At 63.0% G+C, this 17258-nt stretch carries 14 protein-coding genes, 1 pseudogene and 1 riboswitch; of the genes and pseudogenes, 6 read left to right on the top strand and 9 right to left on the bottom strand.

Annotated features, from left to right (window positions below; translation table 11 throughout):
• Positions 1 to 6 precede the first annotated feature (6 nt).
• Positions 7 to 1896 (bottom strand): phosphomethylpyrimidine synthase ThiC, encoded by a 1890-nt coding sequence (gene thiC / locus CRO75_RS02020; protein WP_097134294.1) that lies wholly within the window; start codon positions 1894 to 1896, stop codon positions 7 to 9.
• Positions 1897 to 2071: 175 nt separating this feature from the next.
• A riboswitch (TPP riboswitch) is annotated at positions 2072 to 2176 on the bottom strand.
• Positions 2177 to 2373: 197 nt separating this feature from the next.
• On the opposite strand from thiC, the gene CRO75_RS02015 reads away from it, so the two are divergent.
• Positions 2374 to 3813, top strand: a complete 1440-nt coding sequence (locus CRO75_RS02015) for a TolC family outer membrane protein (RefSeq protein ID WP_009041884.1) — start codon at positions 2374 to 2376, stop codon at positions 3811 to 3813.
• Between the two features lie 124 nt (positions 3814 to 3937).
• Here CRO75_RS02015 and waaA read toward each other — a convergent pair whose 3' ends face one another.
• On the bottom strand, positions 3938 to 5209 hold the full coding sequence (gene waaA / locus CRO75_RS02010; protein WP_097134293.1) for a lipid IV(A) 3-deoxy-D-manno-octulosonic acid transferase: 1272 nt from the start codon (positions 5207 to 5209) through the stop codon (positions 3938 to 3940).
• Between the two features lie 23 nt (positions 5210 to 5232).
• The gene (locus tag CRO75_RS02005; RefSeq protein ID WP_177409715.1) at positions 5233 to 6117 is read right to left on the bottom strand and encodes a LysR family transcriptional regulator; all 885 of its coding nucleotides are present in this window, start codon (positions 6115 to 6117) and stop codon (positions 5233 to 5235) included.
• 109 nt (positions 6118 to 6226) lie between these two features.
• Here CRO75_RS02005 and CRO75_RS02000 point away from each other — a divergent pair, with 109 nt between their 5' ends.
• The 4 genes from CRO75_RS02000 to CRO75_RS01985 all read left to right on the top strand — a co-directional run bounded on the left by CRO75_RS02000 (position 6227) and on the right by CRO75_RS01985 (position 9737).
• On the top strand, positions 6227 to 6559 hold the full coding sequence (locus CRO75_RS02000) for a multidrug efflux SMR transporter (protein ID WP_097134291.1): 333 nt from the start codon (positions 6227 to 6229) through the stop codon (positions 6557 to 6559).
• A gap of 180 nt (positions 6560 to 6739) precedes the next feature.
• Entirely contained in the window at positions 6740 to 7915 is a 1176-nt protein-coding gene (locus tag CRO75_RS01995) for an FAD-dependent oxidoreductase (protein ID WP_009041881.1), read from the top strand.
• The gene (locus CRO75_RS01990) at positions 7912 to 8724 is read left to right on the top strand and encodes an aldo/keto reductase (protein ID WP_097134290.1); all 813 of its coding nucleotides are present in this window, start codon (positions 7912 to 7914) and stop codon (positions 8722 to 8724) included. Before CRO75_RS01995 ends, CRO75_RS01990 begins: the two co-directional genes overlap by 4 nt.
• 41 nt (positions 8725 to 8765) lie before the next feature.
• Positions 8766 to 9737 carry a metal ABC transporter ATPase gene (locus tag CRO75_RS01985; protein ID WP_097134289.1) on the top strand — a complete coding sequence of 324 codons (972 nt, stop codon included), beginning with the start codon at positions 8766 to 8768 and terminating at the stop codon, positions 9735 to 9737.
• Positions 9738 to 9791: 54 nt separating this feature from the next.
• Here CRO75_RS01985 and hldE read toward each other — a convergent pair whose 3' ends face one another.
• The 4 genes and pseudogenes from hldE to CRO75_RS01965 all read right to left on the bottom strand — a co-directional run bounded on the left by hldE (position 9792) and on the right by CRO75_RS01965 (position 14630).
• Positions 9792 to 11216, bottom strand: a complete 1425-nt coding sequence (gene hldE / locus CRO75_RS01980; protein ID WP_097134288.1) for a bifunctional D-glycero-beta-D-manno-heptose-7-phosphate kinase/D-glycero-beta-D-manno-heptose 1-phosphate adenylyltransferase HldE — start codon at positions 11214 to 11216, stop codon at positions 9792 to 9794.
• A 102-nt stretch (positions 11217 to 11318) separates the two neighbouring features.
• Positions 11319 to 11492: pseudogene (locus CRO75_RS01975) on the bottom strand (adenylyl-sulfate kinase); the annotation flags it as partial.
• Between the two features lie 141 nt (positions 11493 to 11633).
• Entirely contained in the window at positions 11634 to 13442 is a 1809-nt protein-coding gene (gene msbA / locus CRO75_RS01970; RefSeq protein ID WP_007922170.1) for a lipid A export permease/ATP-binding protein MsbA, read from the bottom strand.
• A 15-nt stretch (positions 13443 to 13457) separates the two neighbouring features.
• Positions 13458 to 14630: an O-antigen ligase family protein gene (locus CRO75_RS01965; protein WP_097134287.1), complete on the bottom strand. Its 1173-nt coding sequence runs from the start codon at positions 14628 to 14630 to the stop codon at positions 13458 to 13460.
• A gap of 107 nt (positions 14631 to 14737) precedes the next feature.
• Here CRO75_RS01965 and CRO75_RS01960 point away from each other — a divergent pair, with 107 nt between their 5' ends.
• Positions 14738 to 15343, top strand: coding sequence for a toluene tolerance protein (locus CRO75_RS01960; RefSeq protein WP_085533594.1), 606 nt, complete (start codon positions 14738 to 14740; stop codon positions 15341 to 15343).
• Here CRO75_RS01960 and CRO75_RS01955 read toward each other — a convergent pair.
• Positions 15329 to 16432, bottom strand: coding sequence for a glycosyltransferase (locus tag CRO75_RS01955; protein WP_097134286.1), 1104 nt, complete (start codon positions 16430 to 16432; stop codon positions 15329 to 15331). The two genes, CRO75_RS01960 and CRO75_RS01955, sit on opposite strands and share 15 nt — an antisense overlap.
• A gap of 48 nt (positions 16433 to 16480) precedes the next feature.
• On the bottom strand, positions 16481 to 17242 hold the full coding sequence (locus tag CRO75_RS01950; protein ID WP_097134285.1) for a hypothetical protein: 762 nt from the start codon (positions 17240 to 17242) through the stop codon (positions 16481 to 16483).
• Between the last annotated feature and the right edge of the window lie 16 nt (positions 17243 to 17258).

Raw genomic sequence — 17258 nt, 5'->3', positions numbered from 1 at the left:
TGTCGCTTAAACCTTCTTGTACAGCTGGCTGCCTTCCTGCTTGAAGCGCTCGGCCTGCTCCGCCAGTCCCTTGGCGACATCCATGTCCACCGCTTCGATGCGCTGGTTGGCCGCGTACTCACGGACCTCCTGGGTGATTTTCATCGAGCAGAACTTCGGCCCGCACATGGAGCAGAAGTGCGCGACCTTGGCCGAATCCTTGGGCAGGGTCTCGTCGTGGTAGGCGCGCGCGGTGTCCGGGTCGAGGCCGAGGTTGAACTGGTCTTCCCAACGGAATTCGAAACGCGCCTTGGACAGCGCGTTGTCACGGATCTGCGCGCCCGGGTGGCCTTTTGCGAGATCCGCAGCATGGGCGGCGATCTTGTAGGTGATGATCCCGGTCTTCACGTCATCCTTGTTCGGCAGGCCCAGGTGTTCCTTCGGCGTCACGTAGCAGAGCATGGCGCAGCCGAACCAGCCGATCATCGCCGCGCCGATACCGGAGGTGATGTGGTCGTAGCCCGGGGCGATGTCGGTGGTCAGCGGACCGAGGGTGTAGAACGGCGCCTCGTCGCAGCACTCCAGCTGCTTGTCCATGTTCTCTTTGATCAGTTGCATCGGCACGTGGCCGGGGCCTTCGATCATGCACTGCACGTCATGCTTCCAGGCGATCTTGGTCAGTTCGCCGAGGGTTTCCAGCTCGCCGAACTGCGCTTCGTCGTTGGCGTCGGCGATCGAACCCGGACGCAGGCCGTCGCCCAGCGAGAAGCTGACGTCGTAGGCCTTCATGATTTCGCAGATTTCGTCGAAATGGGTGTAGAGGAAGTTTTCCTTGTGATGTGCCAGGCACCACTTGGCCATGATCGAACCGCCACGGGAGACGATGCCGGTCACGCGCTTGGCGGTCAGCGGCACATAGCGCAACAGCACACCGGCGTGGATGGTGAAGTAGTCGACGCCCTGCTCCGCCTGCTCGATCAGGGTGTCGCGGAACAGCTCCCAGGTCAGGTCTTCGGCCACGCCGTTGACCTTCTCCAGCGCCTGGTAGATCGGCACGGTACCGATCGGCACTGGCGAGTTACGGATGATCCACTCGCGGGTTTCATGGATGTGCTTGCCAGTGGACAGGTCCATGACGGTGTCCGAACCCCAGCGGATGCCCCAGGTCAGTTTCGCCACTTCTTCTTCGATGGACGAACCCAGGGCGCTGTTGCCGATGTTGCCGTTGATCTTCACCAGGAAGTTGCGGCCGATGATCATCGGTTCCAGTTCGACGTGGTTGATGTTGGCCGGAATGATCGCGCGACCGCGAGCGATTTCCTCACGGACGAACTCGGGGGTGATTTCTTTCGGGATGCTGGCGCCGAAGCTGTGGCCGACGTGCTGCTGATCGAGCAGGCCCGCGGCGCGAGCCTCTTGCAGCTTCATGTTTTCGCGGATGGCGACGTATTCCATCTCGGCGGTGATGATGCCCTTGCGCGCGTAGTGCATCTGGCTGACGTTGGCCCCGGCCTTGGCCCGGCGCGGGTTATTGACGTGAGCGAAGCGCAGCTTGGTCAGCTCGGGATCGGCGAGGCGCTCCTGGCCGAAGTTGGAGCTCAGGCCCGGCAGGCGCTCGGTGTCGCCACGGTCGTCGATCCAGGCCGAGCGCACATCGCCCAGGCCTTTGCGCACGTCGATCACCACGTTGGGGTCGGTGTACGGGCCGGAAGTGTCATAGACGGTGACTGGCGCGTTGATCTCGCCACCGAAGTCGGTCGGGGTCACGTCGAGGCTGATTTCGCGCATCGGCACGCGAATGTCCGGGCGCGAACCCTGGACATAGATTTTTTGCGAGCGGGTAAAGGGCTGAACCGACTGCTCATCGACCTTGGCCGATTCGCTAAGGTGGGTAGCGTTTTTTAATTTTGTAGTCATCACGGGCTCTCCAGACAGCATCCAGGCAGTGGATTTTTGTCGGAGCGAACCTGTAACGGACGGACGCAACCATGGCTGGAGCCAGAGGCGAAAACCAGCTGGTGCAGTGCTTGGTGCTCGAGGGGTGTTCGATTGTCGAACAACATCCCGGACGAAGCACAAGAGGACTCGCCGGGTGACGAGAAATCTTGTTCCCTACGCAGGCGCTAACCTGATCAGGTTCAACGGGATCCGGATTATCCGATCTCAGCCTCATAGCAAGGCACCCCGACAAGAACCCGGCCAGTCTAGACAAAGCCGGTGCAGAACGCCAACCCCACGGCAAACAGCATGATGAATGGCGTAAATGCAGGATTGTTGCCCTTCGCAGGCGCATCTACACTCGCTCAGGTTGCGTCGAACCTTGACGCTGCACAGGCCGAGACTTAGCCTTGGCGCCAGAATTATCCTCGTAATATCAACTCTAGGGATCGCCGAATGCTGCGCAAACTCTCACTGGCCATCGCCGTGTCTTGTGCGTCCAATGGAATGGCCTGGGCAGCAGAAGCGCCCCTGACCACCAAAACCGACCTGGTCAGCGTCTACCAGGAGGCGGTGGATAACAACGCCGACCTCGCCGCCGCCCGCGCCGATTACGACGCACGCAAGGAAGTGGTGCCACAGGCGCGCGCCGGTTTGCTGCCCAACCTCTCGGCCGGTGCCGACCTGAACAACACCCGGACCAAGTTCGACGAACCGTCGATGACCGCCACCCGCAGCGGCACCGTGTACCAGGCGACCCTGGCCCAGCCGATTTTCCGCGCCGACCGCTGGTTCCAGCTGCAAGCGGCCAAGGACGTCAACGAACAAGCCGCGCTGGAACTCTCGGCCACCGAGCAGAACCTGATCCTGCAAAGCGCCGAGAGCTACTTCTCGGTCCTGCGCGCCCAGGACAACCTGGCCTCGACCAAGGCCGAAGAGGCCGCCTTCAAGCGTCAGCTCGACCAGTCCAACGAACGCTTCGACGTCGGCCTGTCGGACAAGACCGACGTCCTGCAATCCCAGGCCAGCTACGACACCGCGCGGGCCAACCGGATCCTCGCCCAGCGCCAGGTGGATGACGCCTTCGAAGCCCTGATCACCCTGACCAACCGTCAGTACAACGCGATCCAGGGCATCGTCCACAGCCTGCCGGTGCTGGCGCCGGCCCCGAATGACGCCAAGGCCTGGGTCGATACCGCGGCCAAGCAGAACCTCAACCTGCTGGCCAGCAACTACGCAGTCAGCGCCGCCGAGGAAACCCTCAAGCAGCGCAAGGCCGGCCACGCCCCGACCCTCGACGCGGTGGCGCAATACAAGAAAGGCGACAACGACGCCCTTGGCTTCAGCAACCCGGCCCCACTGGGCCAGCGTTACGGCAGTGACGTCGAACAACGCAGCATCGGCCTGCAACTGAGCATTCCGATCTACAGCGGCGGCCTGACCAGTTCCCAGGTCCGCGAGTCCTACTCGCGCCTGACCCAGAGCGAGCAGCGCCGTGAAGCCCTGCGGCGCCAGGTGGTGGAAAACACCCGCAACCTGCACCGCGCGGTGAACACCGATGTCGAGCAGGTCCAGGCCCGGCGCCAGTCGATCATCTCCAACCAGAGCGCCGTGGAAGCCACGGAAATCGGCTACCAGGTCGGCACGCGCAATATCGTCGACGTGCTCGACGCCCAGCGCCAGCTGTACACCTCGGTGCGCAACTACAATAACAGCCGCTACGACTACATCCTCGACAACCTGCGCCTCAAGCAAGCCGCCGGCACCCTCAACCCGGGCGATCTGCAGGACCTGTCGCGCTACCTGAAAGCCGACTACAACCCGGACCGCGACTTCCTCCCGCCGGACCTGGCCAAGGCCGCGGCGGAACAGCTCAAGGCCCGGCCGGGGCAGTAACCTGTAGCCGCTGCCGCAGGCTGCGATCGACCGGAACGGTCGTAAAAAAGGCCACCGCCATTCAACGGAATCGCGGTGGCCTTTTTGCCTGTCCTTCGGACAGGATCGCAGCCTGCGGCAGCGGCTACAGCAAGCGATCCAACCCGTCGAGCAGGCGCTGCAGGGCGCCCTGATTGCTGCGCATCACCCGCAGTCCGGCATCGGCCATCTTCTGCGCATCCCGAGGCAACTCGAACAGGCGCTGCACCGCCACCGCCAGGCCATGGGCATCGTCCACTTCCTGCAGGGCGCCCGCCTCGCGCAGCATTGTCGCGATCTCCAGGAAGTTGAACAGGTGTGGCCCGCTCAGCACCGGCTTGGCCAGGGCCGCCGGTTCCAGCAGGTTGTGCCCGCCATTGGGCACCAGGCTGCCACCGACAAAAGCGCTGTCCGCCAGGGCATAGAGAAACAGCAGCTCGCCCATGGTGTCGCCCAGCAGCACCGAGGTGCTGGCGGTGACCGGCTCGGCGCTCGAGCGGCGAATGGTCTCAAAGCCCTGCTGCCGGCACAGCTCGAACACCGGATTGAAGCGCTCCGGATGACGCGGCACCAGGATCAGCAAGGCATCCGGGTGGCTGGCCAGCAGTTGGCGATGGGCATCCAGCACCACGGCGTCTTCGCCTTCATGGGTACTGGCGGCGATCCACACCGGACGCTCGCCGGCTTGCCATTGCTCGCGCAGCTCGCTGGCGCGCACCAGCAGTTGTGGGTCGATGCTCAGGTCGAACTTGATCGAGCCCGTCACCTCGACTGTTTCCGGGCGCGCGCCCAACTGGCGAAAACGCTCGGCCTCGGCCTCGGTCTGCACCGCGAACAGGCTCATTTCAGCGAGCATCGGTGCGGTCAGCCTGGCAAAGCGCCCATAACCCCGGGCCGAGCGCTCCGACAACCGCCCATTGGCCAGCGCCACCGGAATCCCGCGCTTGGCGCACTGGTGAATGTGGTTGGGCCACAGCTCGGTTTCCATGATCACCGCCAGCTTCGGCCGGACCCGATCGAGAAAACGCGCGGCGGCGCAAGGCAAGTCGTAAGGCAGGTAGCAGTGCTGGATGCGCGGCTCGTTGGCGAACAGCGCCTGGATGCGTTCCGAGCCGGTGGGGGTCATGCAGGTGACCGTGATCGGCAGCTGTGGATAACGCGCCAGCAAGGCACGGATCATCGGCGCGGCGGCGATGCTCTCGCCCACCGACACCGCGTGCACCCAGATCCCGCCGGGCTGCATCGCCGGCAGTCCCCAGGAAAAACGTTCGCCAATCCGCCTGGCATAGGCCGGCGCCTTGCGCGCCCGCAGCCACAGACGAATCGCCACCAATGGCAGCCCCAGGTAAAACAGCGCGGTGTAGAGAGTTCTATTCATGGCGGCGGAGTTTATCGGCTTTTTCAGCCAATCGCCCGCAAGTGCACGGCAAAACGCTCCGCCAGCCAATGCGCCGCCGGCCCCAGGGGTTCATCGCGGCGCCAGACCAGTTCCACCACCAGCGCCGGCGGGGTCCACTCGCTGGCCAACTCGACCATCTGGTTCTGATAGGCCGGGTACTGCACCACATGCCGCGGCAGCCAGGCCCAGCCCAGGCCGCGCATCAGCAGCTCGGCCATCGCGTAGAAGCTGTCGGCGCGCCAGACTTGCGGGCTGACCTGCTCGCCACTGGGGTAAGTGCTCAACTGCGGAGAAATCAACAACTGTCGATGCCGCCCCAGTTGCTGGCGATCCACCTGTTTCTCACCGGCCAACGGGTGCCCGACCGCGCACACCGTGACCATCTCGACGCTGCCCAGGGCCCGTCGCTCAAGGGCCTCGGACATCTGTTCATGGTGAAACAGCAAACCGAGGTCGGCCCGACGCTCCAGCAGCTTGCGCGCCACATCACCCTGGGCGCTGCTGGCCAGTTGGACCTCAAGACTGGGGAAACGCTCGGACAACGCTTCAAGGCTATCGAGCACCGGCTGGAAAGGCATCGCCTCGTCCAGGGCCAGCCGCAAGCGCGCCTCCTCACCCCGCATCAACGCCAGCGCCCGCCCGTTCAAGCGCTCGCATTGGCGCAGCACTTCCCGCGCCTCTGCAAGCAAGGCACCACCCGCCTCGGTGAGTTTCGGTTGGCGACCGCTGCTGCGCTCGAACAAGAGCACGCCGAGATCGGCCTCGAGCAGCGCAATCGCGCTGCTGACCGCCGATTGCGCCTTGTGCTGGTCACGGGCCACCGCGGAAAACGAACGTTGCTCGGCGACGCTGACGAACAGCCGCATCTGCTCCAGATTCCACTGCACATTCATAGAGCAACCCATCTTCAAAACAGATAGGTAATGACTTTACCCCATCTGCACAATCTCTAGAATGCCGACCTCATCAAGCAAGCCCAAACACGAGGACTCTCCCATGAACGCTTACACCTACCTGGTCATCGCCATCTGCGCCGAAGTGATCGCCACTGTTTCGATGAAAGCGGTCAAAGGCCTGAGCACTCCACTGCCGCTGCTGTTGATCATCGTCGGTTACGGCGTGGCCTTCTGGATGCTGACCCTGGTGGTGCGCACCGTGCCGGTGGGCGTGGCTTACGCGGTCTGGGCCGGCATGGGCATTGTCATGGTCAGCGTGGCCGCGCTGTTCCTCTACGGGCAGAAGCTGGATATCCCGGCAATGCTCGGCATGGCCCTGATCGTCCTGGGCGTGGTGGTGATCCAGCTGTTTTCCAAGACCGCCGGGCACTGATCCATGACCGCTGCCGCAGGCCCTTCAAGAGCGCGAGCGCTTCGCGCTCGATCGCAGCCTTCGGCAGCGGCTACACAAAGCGCTTCGCCAAGCGCGCCCCCGCCAGTTTGATCGCCAACAAAGCCTGAGCGGCTCGAGCCTGTATACTGCGCGCCTAGTCTTGAACACCGAGGTCGCTGCATGCCATCCGTTATTTCCACCGACGTGCTGATTGTCGGCGCCGGAGTCGCCGGTCTCTGGCTAAACGCCCGCCTGCGTCGCCAGGGCTTTTCCACCGTGCTGGTGGAGAGCGCCAGTCTCGGCGGCGGACAAAGCGTCAAGTCTCAGGGAATCATTCACGGCGGCGCCAAATATGCCCTGCACGGCGCCCTGACCGGCGCCTCGGAAGCCATCGCCGACATGCCGCGCCGCTGGCGCGAGGCCCTGGCCGGCAACGGCGAGCTGGACCTGTCCGGTGTGCGCCTGCTGTCCGAGGCCCATTACCTGTGGTCCCCCGGCACCCTGGCCGGCAACCTCACCAGCTTTTTCGCCAGCAAGGCTGTGCGGGGCCGTGTCGATCAGGTCAAGGGCGACCAGTTACCGCCGGCCCTGCAGGACCGTCGCTTCAAGGGCAAGGTGTATCGCCTGGCCGAGCTGGTGGTGGACGTGCCGAGCCTGATCGGGCGCCTGGCCGAACTGGGCGGCGATAGCCTGCTGGCCGGGCAGAAGATCGAACCCCTGCTGGAAAACGGACAATTGCTGGGCCTGCGGGTCGATGAGCGGGAAATCCGCGCGCAACGCATCGTGCTCAGCGCCGGCGCCGGCAATGCCGAGTTGCTGAGCAGCCTCGGCCTGAGCCAGCCGGCCATGCAACGCCGGCCGTTGCACATGGTGATCGTCAAGGGCCCGAGCCTGAAACCGCTGTACGCCCACTGCCTGGGCGGCGGGCCAAAACCGCGGATCACCGTGACCACCCACCCGGCAGCCGACGGCCAATGGGTCTGGTACCTCGGCGGCGACATCGCCGAAGCCGAAGGCGTGGCGCGCGAGCCGGCGGCGCAGATCGCGGCCGCCCAGAAAGAACTCGGCAACCTGTTGCCATGGGTCGATCTCAGCCAGGCGCAATGGGCCACCCTGCGGGTGGACCGCGCCGAGCCCGCGCAGTCGGGCCTGACCCGTCCGGACAATGCCTTTCTCGCCGAACAGGACCGCCTGCTGGTCGGCTGGCCGACCAAGCTGGCCCTGGCCCCGGACTTCGCCGACCGGGTGTTCGCCGCCCTCGAGCGCGATGGTATCAAGCCGGGCCCCGCGACTCCGTTGCCGACGCTGCCGAAACCCGCCATCGCCCAACCGGCCTGGGAGCAACTGCTGCCATGAGCCAAGCGACCCTGCACGACCTGCATCGCCCCTTCGGCACCACCGGGCTGCTGGTCTCCCCACTGGGCCTGGGCACCGTGAAGCTCGGGCGCGACCAAGGGGTGAAGTACCCCAACGGCTTCCAGATTCCGGATGACGCCGAAGCCCGCATGCTGCTCAAGCTGACCCGCGACCTGGGTATCAACCTGATCGACACCGCGCCGGCCTATGGCCGCAGCGAGGAGCGCCTGGGCCCGCTGCTGCGCGGGCAACGCCAGGACTGGGTGATTGTCAGCAAGGTGGGCGAAGAGTTCGAGAACGGCCTGTCGCGCCATGATTTCAGCGCCGCGCATACCCGCTTGTCGGTGGAACGCAGCCTGCAGCGCCTGGAAACCGACTTCATCGACCTGGTGCTGGTGCATTCCGACGGCAATGACCTGCACATCCTCGAGCAGTGCGAGGTCTACCAGACGCTGGCCGAGCTCAAGCAGGAAGGCAAGATCCGTGGCTTCGGCTTCTCCGGGAAAACCGTCGAGGGTGGCCTCAAGGCCCTGGAACAAGGCGACTGTGCCATGGTCACCTACAATCTGAACGAACAGAACGAGCGAGCCGTCATCGATTACGCCGCAGCCCACGGCAAGGGCATTCTGGTGAAAAAAGCCCTGGCCAGCGGCCATGTGTGCCTGAGCCCCGGTGTCGACCCGGTACGCGCCAGCTTCGAACTGCTGTTCGATCAACCGGGCGTCGCCAGTGCTATTGTCGGGACCATCAATCCGTTGCACCTGGCCCATAATGTCGCCACTGTCGCGCAGGTGTTGCGCAAGAACTGATGCCGCCCACGCGGCCGACCCCGACGCAAGAAGGAGCCGACATGCCGCGTACGCTCATAAGAAAGAACCCCAGCAACTTCAAGACCCTGCCGCTGTTCGTCGAAGCGACGCCCGAGGGCCTCAGCTACCAGAGCGTCGGCATGCCGCTGAACTTTGCCCAGACCCTGCAGCGCCGACGCCCGGTCGCGGTGGCCGACGCCGAGCGCTTCGCCCTGGAGCTGGCCAACCTCGGCGTCTCGGTACGCCTGACCCTGCATTGGCAGAACCGCGACTATTGGGTGCTGGTGCGCCAGCGCCGGCAGGATCGCGGCGACGTGGTGCTCAAGCTGATTTCCGGCTACGTCCCGGCCCATGAGCTGAACCTGCCGCTGCATACCGCCATCCAGGAAATCGCCGAAGAATGCCTGCTGGAAACCCCGGAAGGCTGGCTCGGCGGGCGCTTCAACGACACCTGGCTGCCCGCCCCCTACTCGACCGCCCTGCATTATCGCGAGGCCCTGCCCTTTCGCCTGACGCCGCTATCAGGCGCGGCACGCCCGGTACGCTGCGCCAACCTGCAGTTGCTGGAGCGGCCGCGGGCCTATGTGCACCTGCCCACCGCTTCACTGCAGCTGATCTATGACCTGCGCCTGGACGTGCCGAAAGAGGCCAAGTCCCTGAGCCTGTTCCATGTCGACGAACGCCTGGAAGGCGACCAACTGGTGGCGCGCCTGGATCGCAAGCGCCCGGACCTGTACCTGATGCCACTCAAGGACGGTCAGCCCTGCGCCGAGCTCTATACGTTGAAGAAGGATCAGTTGCACCCGGCGAGCACCCGCGGCCTGTATCTGGCCGAAAGCTTCGCCCGGCAGCAAGGCTGGCTGGTGCGTGACGAGCGGATTCGCTGGAAGGACTGGCTGAAGCAGCAGGGATTGAACGCGCCGGAGAAGGACTCCAAACTCCAGCATCTTACCGGCAAGGCGCGGCAGATATTGCGCAAGATGGTACCGACCAAGACCAGCCGGCAACGTTGAGCGCCTCACCGCCCACTCCAGCTTTCGCGGGAGCGGGCGGGTTGGCGGCAAGCCTTACTCGGTCTTGCGGATCTTCTCGACTATGGCCGTGGTGGAACTGTTCTCCACCAGGCCCAGCACCTTCACCGTACCGCCATAAGCCTTGACGATATCGGCGCCGACCACCTGGTCGACCGAGTAATCCCCGCCTTTGACCAACACGTCCGGCTTGACCTGGGCCAGCAGGTTTTCCGGCGTACCCTCGGGGAAACTGATGACCCAATCCACCGCGCCCAGGCCGGCCAGTACCGCCATGCGCCGGTCGACACTGTTGATCGGACGGCCCGGCCCTTTCAGGCGGCTGACCGAGGCATCGTCGTTGATCGCCACGATCAGGCGATCGCCTTGCGCCCGCGCCTGCTCGAGGTAGGTCACATGGCCGGCGTGGAGGATGTCGAAACAGCCGTTGGTGAAGACGATCTTCTCTTTGTGCGCACGCGCATCGTCGATCGCCAGCAGCAGCTGGTCGAGGCTCAGCACACCGCGCTCGGAACCTTCTTCACGCTGGATCGCGCGACGCAACTCCGGTGCGCTGATGGCCGCGGTACCCAGCTTGCCGACCACGATGCCGGCGGCCAGGTTGGCCAGGGCCACCGCGTGCGGCAGCTCTTCACCCGCCGCGATTGCCGCCGCCAGGGTGGAAATCACCGTATCGCCGGCACCGGTGACGTCGAACACTTCACGGGCCCGGGCCGGCAAGTGCAGCGCCGGGTGATCGGGACGCAGCAGGGTCATGCCGTGCTCGCCACGGGTCACCAGCAAGGCACCCAGCTCCAGGTCGTGCATCAGCTTCGCGCCTTTGCTGACCAGGTCATGCTCGTCGACGCAACCGCCGACTATGGTTTCGAACTCGCTGAGGTTCGGGGTGATCAGGCTGGCGCCGCGGTAAATCGAAAAGTCCTTGCCTTTCGGGTCCGCCAGCACCGGGATGCCACGGGCACGCGCGGCCTGGATCAGCGCCTGATGATTCCTCAGGGCTCCCTTGCCGTAATCGGACAACACCAACACCTTGATGCCGTCCAGCAACCGGTCGACTTCAGCGCCCAACGCCAGGGCGTCAGTGGCGAAAGGTTCTTCGAAATCGATACGCAGCAGTTGCTGGTGCCGACTCATGACCCGCAGCTTGACGATGGTCGGCTGGTGGGCAATGCGTTGGAACAAGGCGCGTACGCCCGCCCCCTCAAGACTGTTGGAGAGACTGTCGGCAGCCTCGTCGTCGCCGGTGACGCCAACCAGCGAGGCCGGTGCGCCGAGCGCGGCAATGTTCAAGGCAACGTTCGCGGCACCGCCCGGGCGGTCCTCGATTTGCTCGACCTTGACTACCGGTACCGGCGCCTCAGGGGAAATCCGTGAGGTACCACCATGCCAGTAACGGTCGAGCATGACATCGCCGACCACCAAGACAGGGGCTTGATCGAATCGCGGCATGGACAACTTCATGGAGCAACCCACATACAAAATGAACAGGGGCGCGATATTAACACAGGGTGAACGCTGCCTAGTTCTACCGCTGCACGAGTATTCGCGATCGACCCAAACTGTTCATTTATTGAGCAAAAGCGCCATGAGCCGGTCTGTCGCGCAGGCCAATCCAACCGTTTCGGTATCGATCTCGCAGCCAGGATCCAATGGCGCTTCATAGGGGCTGTCGAGCCCGGTGAAGTCCCGGATACGCCCTTCGCTCGCCGCCTGATAGAGACCTCGATTCAGTCGACGATTGAGGCTGGAACCATAACAAGCACGAGATGCTAAATTACTTAGGCTTGGTCAAGACGGTAAGGGGCGGGATACAAAGACCGCCGGCGCATTGCACGCCGGGGCCGTTCCAGGGTGGGCAGTGCCCACCCTGGCGTTGGCTCAGGCAATGCCTTCGGAAGCAGGCTCGTCCAGGCCCATGGCATGCAGCCGCGAGTAGTAGCCGTTCTGCGCCAGCAGGTCGACATGAGTACCGCGCTCGACGATCCGCCCCTGATCCATGACCAGAATCAGGTCGGCCTTCTCGATGGTCGACAGGCGGTGTGCGATCACCAGGGTGGTACGCCCCTTCATCACCTTGTCCAGGGCCGCCTGGATATGCCGCTCGGACTCGGTATCCAGGGCCGAGGTGGCTTCGTCGAGAATCAGCAACGGCGCATTCTTCAACAGGGCCCGGGCAATCGCCAGACGCTGGCGCTGACCGCCGGAGAGCAGCACGCCGTTCTCGCCGACCTGGGTGTCCAGGCCTTCGGGCAACTGCGAAATGAAGTCCATGGCATAGGCATCCGTCGCCGCCTTCTCGATGTCTTCCCGCGGCGCCCCGGCCAGGTCGCCATAGGCAATGTTGGCGGCCACGCTGTCGTTGAACAGGGTCACATGCTGGGTCACCTGGGCCACATGCCGGCGCAGGTTGCGCAGGCGGTAATCCTCGATCTCCACGTCATCGAGGAGAATCTGCCCCGTTTCGTGGTGATAGAAGCGCGGAATCAGGCTGGCCAGGGTCGACTTGCCGCTGCCGGAACGGCCGACCAGCGCGATCATCTGCCCGGGAGCCGCGCAGAAGCTGATGTCCTTCAGCACTTCCCGGTCGGTGCCCGGATAGGTGAAGCTCAGGTTGCGCACGTCCAGGCGACCCTCGATGCGCTCACGCTCGATCTGCCCCCGATCGACTTCAGGCTCGACGTCCAGCTGTTCGAAGATGCTTTCCGCGCCCGCCACGCCTTTCTGGATGGTCGAACTGACTTCCGAGAGCTGGCGAATCGGCTTGGGCAGCAGGCCCGCCGCGGTGATGTAGGCCACCAGGTCGCCCGCGGTGGCATCGCCACGCAGGAACAGAACCAGGAACATCAGCACGGCCATGGCGGAGTAGATCACCAACTGCAGCATCGGCGTGTAGACCGCGCCGGTCTTGGTCATGCGCAGCTGTTTGTCGGTGTTGCTCTGGCTGGCGTCGACGAAACGCTGCTGCTCGTAGCTTTCGCCACCGAAGCTGCGAACCACGCGATAGCCTTGAATGGTCTCGGAGGCCACATGGGTCACATCGCCCATCGCCACCTGGATCTTCTTGCTCTGCTTGCGGAATTTCTTGCTGGTGCTGCCAACCATGATCGCAATCAACGGCAGGATCGCCAGCATCACCAGGGTCAGCTTCCAGTTCATCCACAACAGGTAGACGAACAGGAACACTACCGTCAGGCCTTCGCGAATCACCACCTTGATGGCGTCGGTGGCGGCACCGGTGACCATGGTGACGTTGAAGGTGATGCGGGAAATCAGATGCCCGGAGTTATGGGTATCGAAATAGCGGTTCGGCAGGACCAGCAGCTTGTTGAACAGCTCGACCCGCAGGTCATGCACCAGCCCCAGGGAAACCTTCGCCAGGTAGTAGTTGCCGAGGAAAGAGCCGAGCCCCTGCCACGCCGCGATCAGGATGATCAGCAGCGGTACCGCCATCAATAGCTGCAAGTCGCGCAGATAGGGAACGTTGGGGAAGAGCACCGCTTCGGGATTGCTCAAGCCGTCGACGAAATATTTGAGAATGCCCGCCAGCATCGGCTGGGTGGATGCAAATATCACGAAGCCCACGATACTCAGCAGGAAAATGCCTATGTAGGGTTTTACATACCCCAACAGCCGAAAATAGATTTTCAGGCTGGAATCCTGTTCCGCTTTGAGCGGTGCATCACTCATCGTCGAGCTCACTGTTTAGGAGGAACGCGGGATTTTATCACAGCCTGTGTGACCGCCCCGTGCCCAGACCAAAACAGTGGCCAGACCGATTGGCAGCCAACTGATGAACCATTCGGCGCGAGGGGTTCCGGTCAGGCTCGCAGCATCGAACTGCATGGCCAGGAAAGAGAACAGCCAGATCCCGATGACGCCCCGGCCATAAAGCGTTTCACGGGCGCGCCAGGCTTCGCGCAGGACGGCAAACCAGGCCACGACCCAGAGCAATAGCCCGGGGATACCCAGTTCAATGGCAATGTGGGTGAACAGGTTGTGGGCATGGTCGAATGTCAAACCGTCGACCAGCACGTCATAACTCGAGCCCAGGCCGAGGCCTGTCCATGGATGTTCGGCGATCATCTGCAGACTGGCCATCAGAATCTGCGGGCGGAAGGAAACGCCACGTGCCATGACCAAAGGTTCGAGAAACCAGAACGCCAGCATCGCCAGCAACAATGCCGCGGCCGCGAACATACGGCTGAGTCGGTCGCGGCACCAGATCGGCATCGCCAACACGGTCAGGAACAGAGCCAGGGCAGCACCGCGGCTCTGGCATAACACGACGAACGCGCCGAGCAGCGCCAACGCTACCAGCCATACCGTTTGAAGAGAACGAGTGCGCGGCATCCAATGCAGCAACCAGATAGCAGTGAGGCCAATGACATAACCGCCCAGGATCGGATGGCCCAACTCACCCAGCCCTTCCAGGCGTCCCCACCAGACATTTCCATGAATCCAGTAGAACTGGATAATGGACAGTAAAGCCGTCACCGCGAGCCCTATGCCGCCCCACTGCATGACAGTAATCACCCGCTCCGGGCGGGCATTGGCGAAAATCGGGAAGAACAGCAGGAACACCGCGATGTACAGCAAGCGCTTGGCCTCGCGTGACGGGTCCGCCGCTTGCGTCCATGTCAGGCTGATCAGCCCCCATATCGCCAGCCCCAGCAATGCCAGGCCAAGCCAGCGCTGGGCACGCCACCACTCGATCAGGCGCTCACGCGCGGACCAGGCCAGAATCATTGCCGGCAACCACAGGAAGGCCACCAGCCCCTGTTGGTAGAGCTTGTTGGTGGGCGCCAGTGCGATGGCCAGCAAAAACCATAGCAACCCGATTGTCATCCATACTTGCGCCCAACGTGTGGCCTGCATCTATTCGCTCCTAAATGGTTCACCAGCCAAACCGGCATGGTTAAAACAACAACTTTTCGGCATCATTGCCCGCCACTGTGCCCGCCACTTCGACAAGGCTTCCTACGATGCAATGCTCCCGGCTTCCCCAAGCCACTTTGAATCAGATGATTGAAGGCGCCAGGATTCTGGAGGCCGACAGTTACGGCCCGAAAGTCTACCTGTTGCAGGATGGGAATATTCTGAAACTGTTCCGGCGCAAGCGTCTTTTTTCATCCGCCCTGTTTCGGCCCTATTCGAAGCGTTTCATCGACAACGCCGCACGTCTGGAACAACTCGGCGTTCCCACGCTACAGGTTCTGGACTTCTACCGCCTGGAACAACCCGGCATGACCGCGGTGCTTTACCAACCGCTGCCAGGCGAAACCCTGCGCCAGGTCGCCAGCAAGGAAGGCTTCGACTGGCAGCAGACCTTGCCGGCCCTGGTCGAGTTGATTCGTAGCCTGCACACCTCGGGGATCTACTTTCGCTCGCTGCACCTGGGCAACATCGTCATCACCCCGGATAACCGCTTCGGCCTGATCGACGTGGCCGACATGCGCTTCTTCCGCGGGCCATTGCCGCGCCATTTGATCAAACGCAACCTGCAACACTTCGCCCGCTATATTGCCCGGGAGAAGCTGAATGGGAGCTTTCCGCTGCAAGCATTGGAACAGGCGCTACTTTCGGCATGACAGCAGGGTAGTGGCCGCCTGGCTGAAGCGCTGCCAGGCCAGATCGGGGGCCAGAGCAGCGTACTGATCCGCCGCGATGCCCCGGGTGGGCAGGCCGAGGGCCTGAAGAATGGCGTCTTGCCAGGCGTCGATGTCATTCACCGGCGCATAACGCCCGGTTTCAGCCAACTGCTCACGAAAGACGGGCAAATCGCTGGTCAGCACCGGTACACCGGACATCACCGCTTCCTGCAGGATCAACCCCAGGCCCTCGTCCAGCGACGGGATGGCCACCCAGTCGAATGCCTTGTAAAGCATCGCCGCATGCTTCAGATGCCCAGGCAGCGAAACCTTGTCTTGCAGGCCCAGCCGGTTGATACGGGCCTCGAGCGCTGCGCGATTCGAACCCTCGCCGATAATCACCAGACGCATCTCCGGCCGGCTCGCCAGGGCTTTGGCGAAGGCCTCCAGCAGGCAAGCAAAACCCTTATCGTCCACCAGACGCCCGACCGCGCCGAATACCGGAGCATCGTCCGCGGGCAGGCCGAGGGTTGCCCGGGCCTCGGCACGCGGTAGCAGCCTTGCGTTGAAGTCATGCGGATTGAACGCGCTGCGCAAGGCCGTCACCGGCATCTGCAAATCGTCTTCGAGGGATGAAGCCAGGGTCTGCGAAACAGCCGCGAGAGTCAGCTGCGAGGCGGGGAACTGGCGGAACAGCTGTTGATCCTTGCGGTGCAAGCGCGTGGTGCCGTGGATCACCACCACCGCACGCATGTGCGGCAATGACTTGAGGACCGGCAACAAGGTACGCGCCACTCCCAGGCCATCGAGCAACAGCACCTGGGCATCGCTTTCCCGCAACGCCTTGCGAAAACTGGCCCGCAACCAGGGTTTGAGCAAGCGCCAGAAATGCTTGCCCTTCAGTCGCGACGACGACAGATTCCACTCCCGACACTCGCCCACGTCGGCAACACATCCGGTGGACGACCCTTGCAACAACCAGGTCTTGACCACAGTGCCTGGCTCGGACTGAGAGAGGATCTGCTGATGAACCTTGTGGACGGAGGCAAATGCACTGCCGCCTGCCCACATGACGTTGAGAATGCTCATTGGGCACACAGCCCTTTCGCGGTATTCGGGAAAGTGAAACCGGTACAACTAATTGATAAACCAGCCAATACCGACTCCAAGCAATAGGACTAAAACAAGCTTGATTTGCTCGCGACGACTGCGCCGAGCCTTACGCTGCCGCTCGGCGGCAGTCTCCACATGCAGACCGAAACCTGTATGCAACACCGCATCGCCTTCCAGGCTGACAGCCGTCAGGTTCAGCTCAGCATAGCGCTTGGACAGCGCTTTCTCGCCGCCGTGCCCGGCGAAAGGCGCGCACAGCCGATATTGCGCCATCCGGCGCAGGCCCGGGTTCAGGGAAAAGCTCTGCCACTCGGGTTTGTCGGAGATCAGCGGATAACAGGGCACACCGCCGATCAACTCGCGAGCCCCCAAGTGGATGTAAGGGCTATGGACTCGCAGGTCGTGGGCATAACTGCGCAACCAGACCTGCAGAATGTCCTGGCGTTGCTCGAGAATCACTTTCGAATCCTCGACAAAACCCGGGCGGTAGAACTCCCAGTCGTCTTCGCAATGGAAGATGTAGGGGGTCTTGACCTGCTCGTAGGCCAGGTCGATCGACGCCAACTGCCCGAGCTTCGGCCGGTTGACGAAGAAGGTACAGTGATCTTTCCAATGGGCGGGCACAGCTGTGCGCACCCGTTCGTCGCCAGCATCTTCGGTGATGAAGACTTCGCGGATCGGCGCACTGTTGAAGCGATCGAAACTCTCCAGCGTGAGCTTGAGCAGGTCCAGGCGACCGCAACTGGTGACCACCAACGTGACGTCACTCTCTTGACTAAACTGCACTTGATTCTCACCTACG

Source organism: Pseudomonas sp. LAMO17WK12:I10 (assembly GCF_900215185.1).
GTDB lineage: Bacteria > Pseudomonadota > Gammaproteobacteria > Pseudomonadales > Pseudomonadaceae > Aquipseudomonas > Aquipseudomonas chlororaphis.
This window is presented reverse-complemented; position numbering and strand designations above follow the sequence as displayed.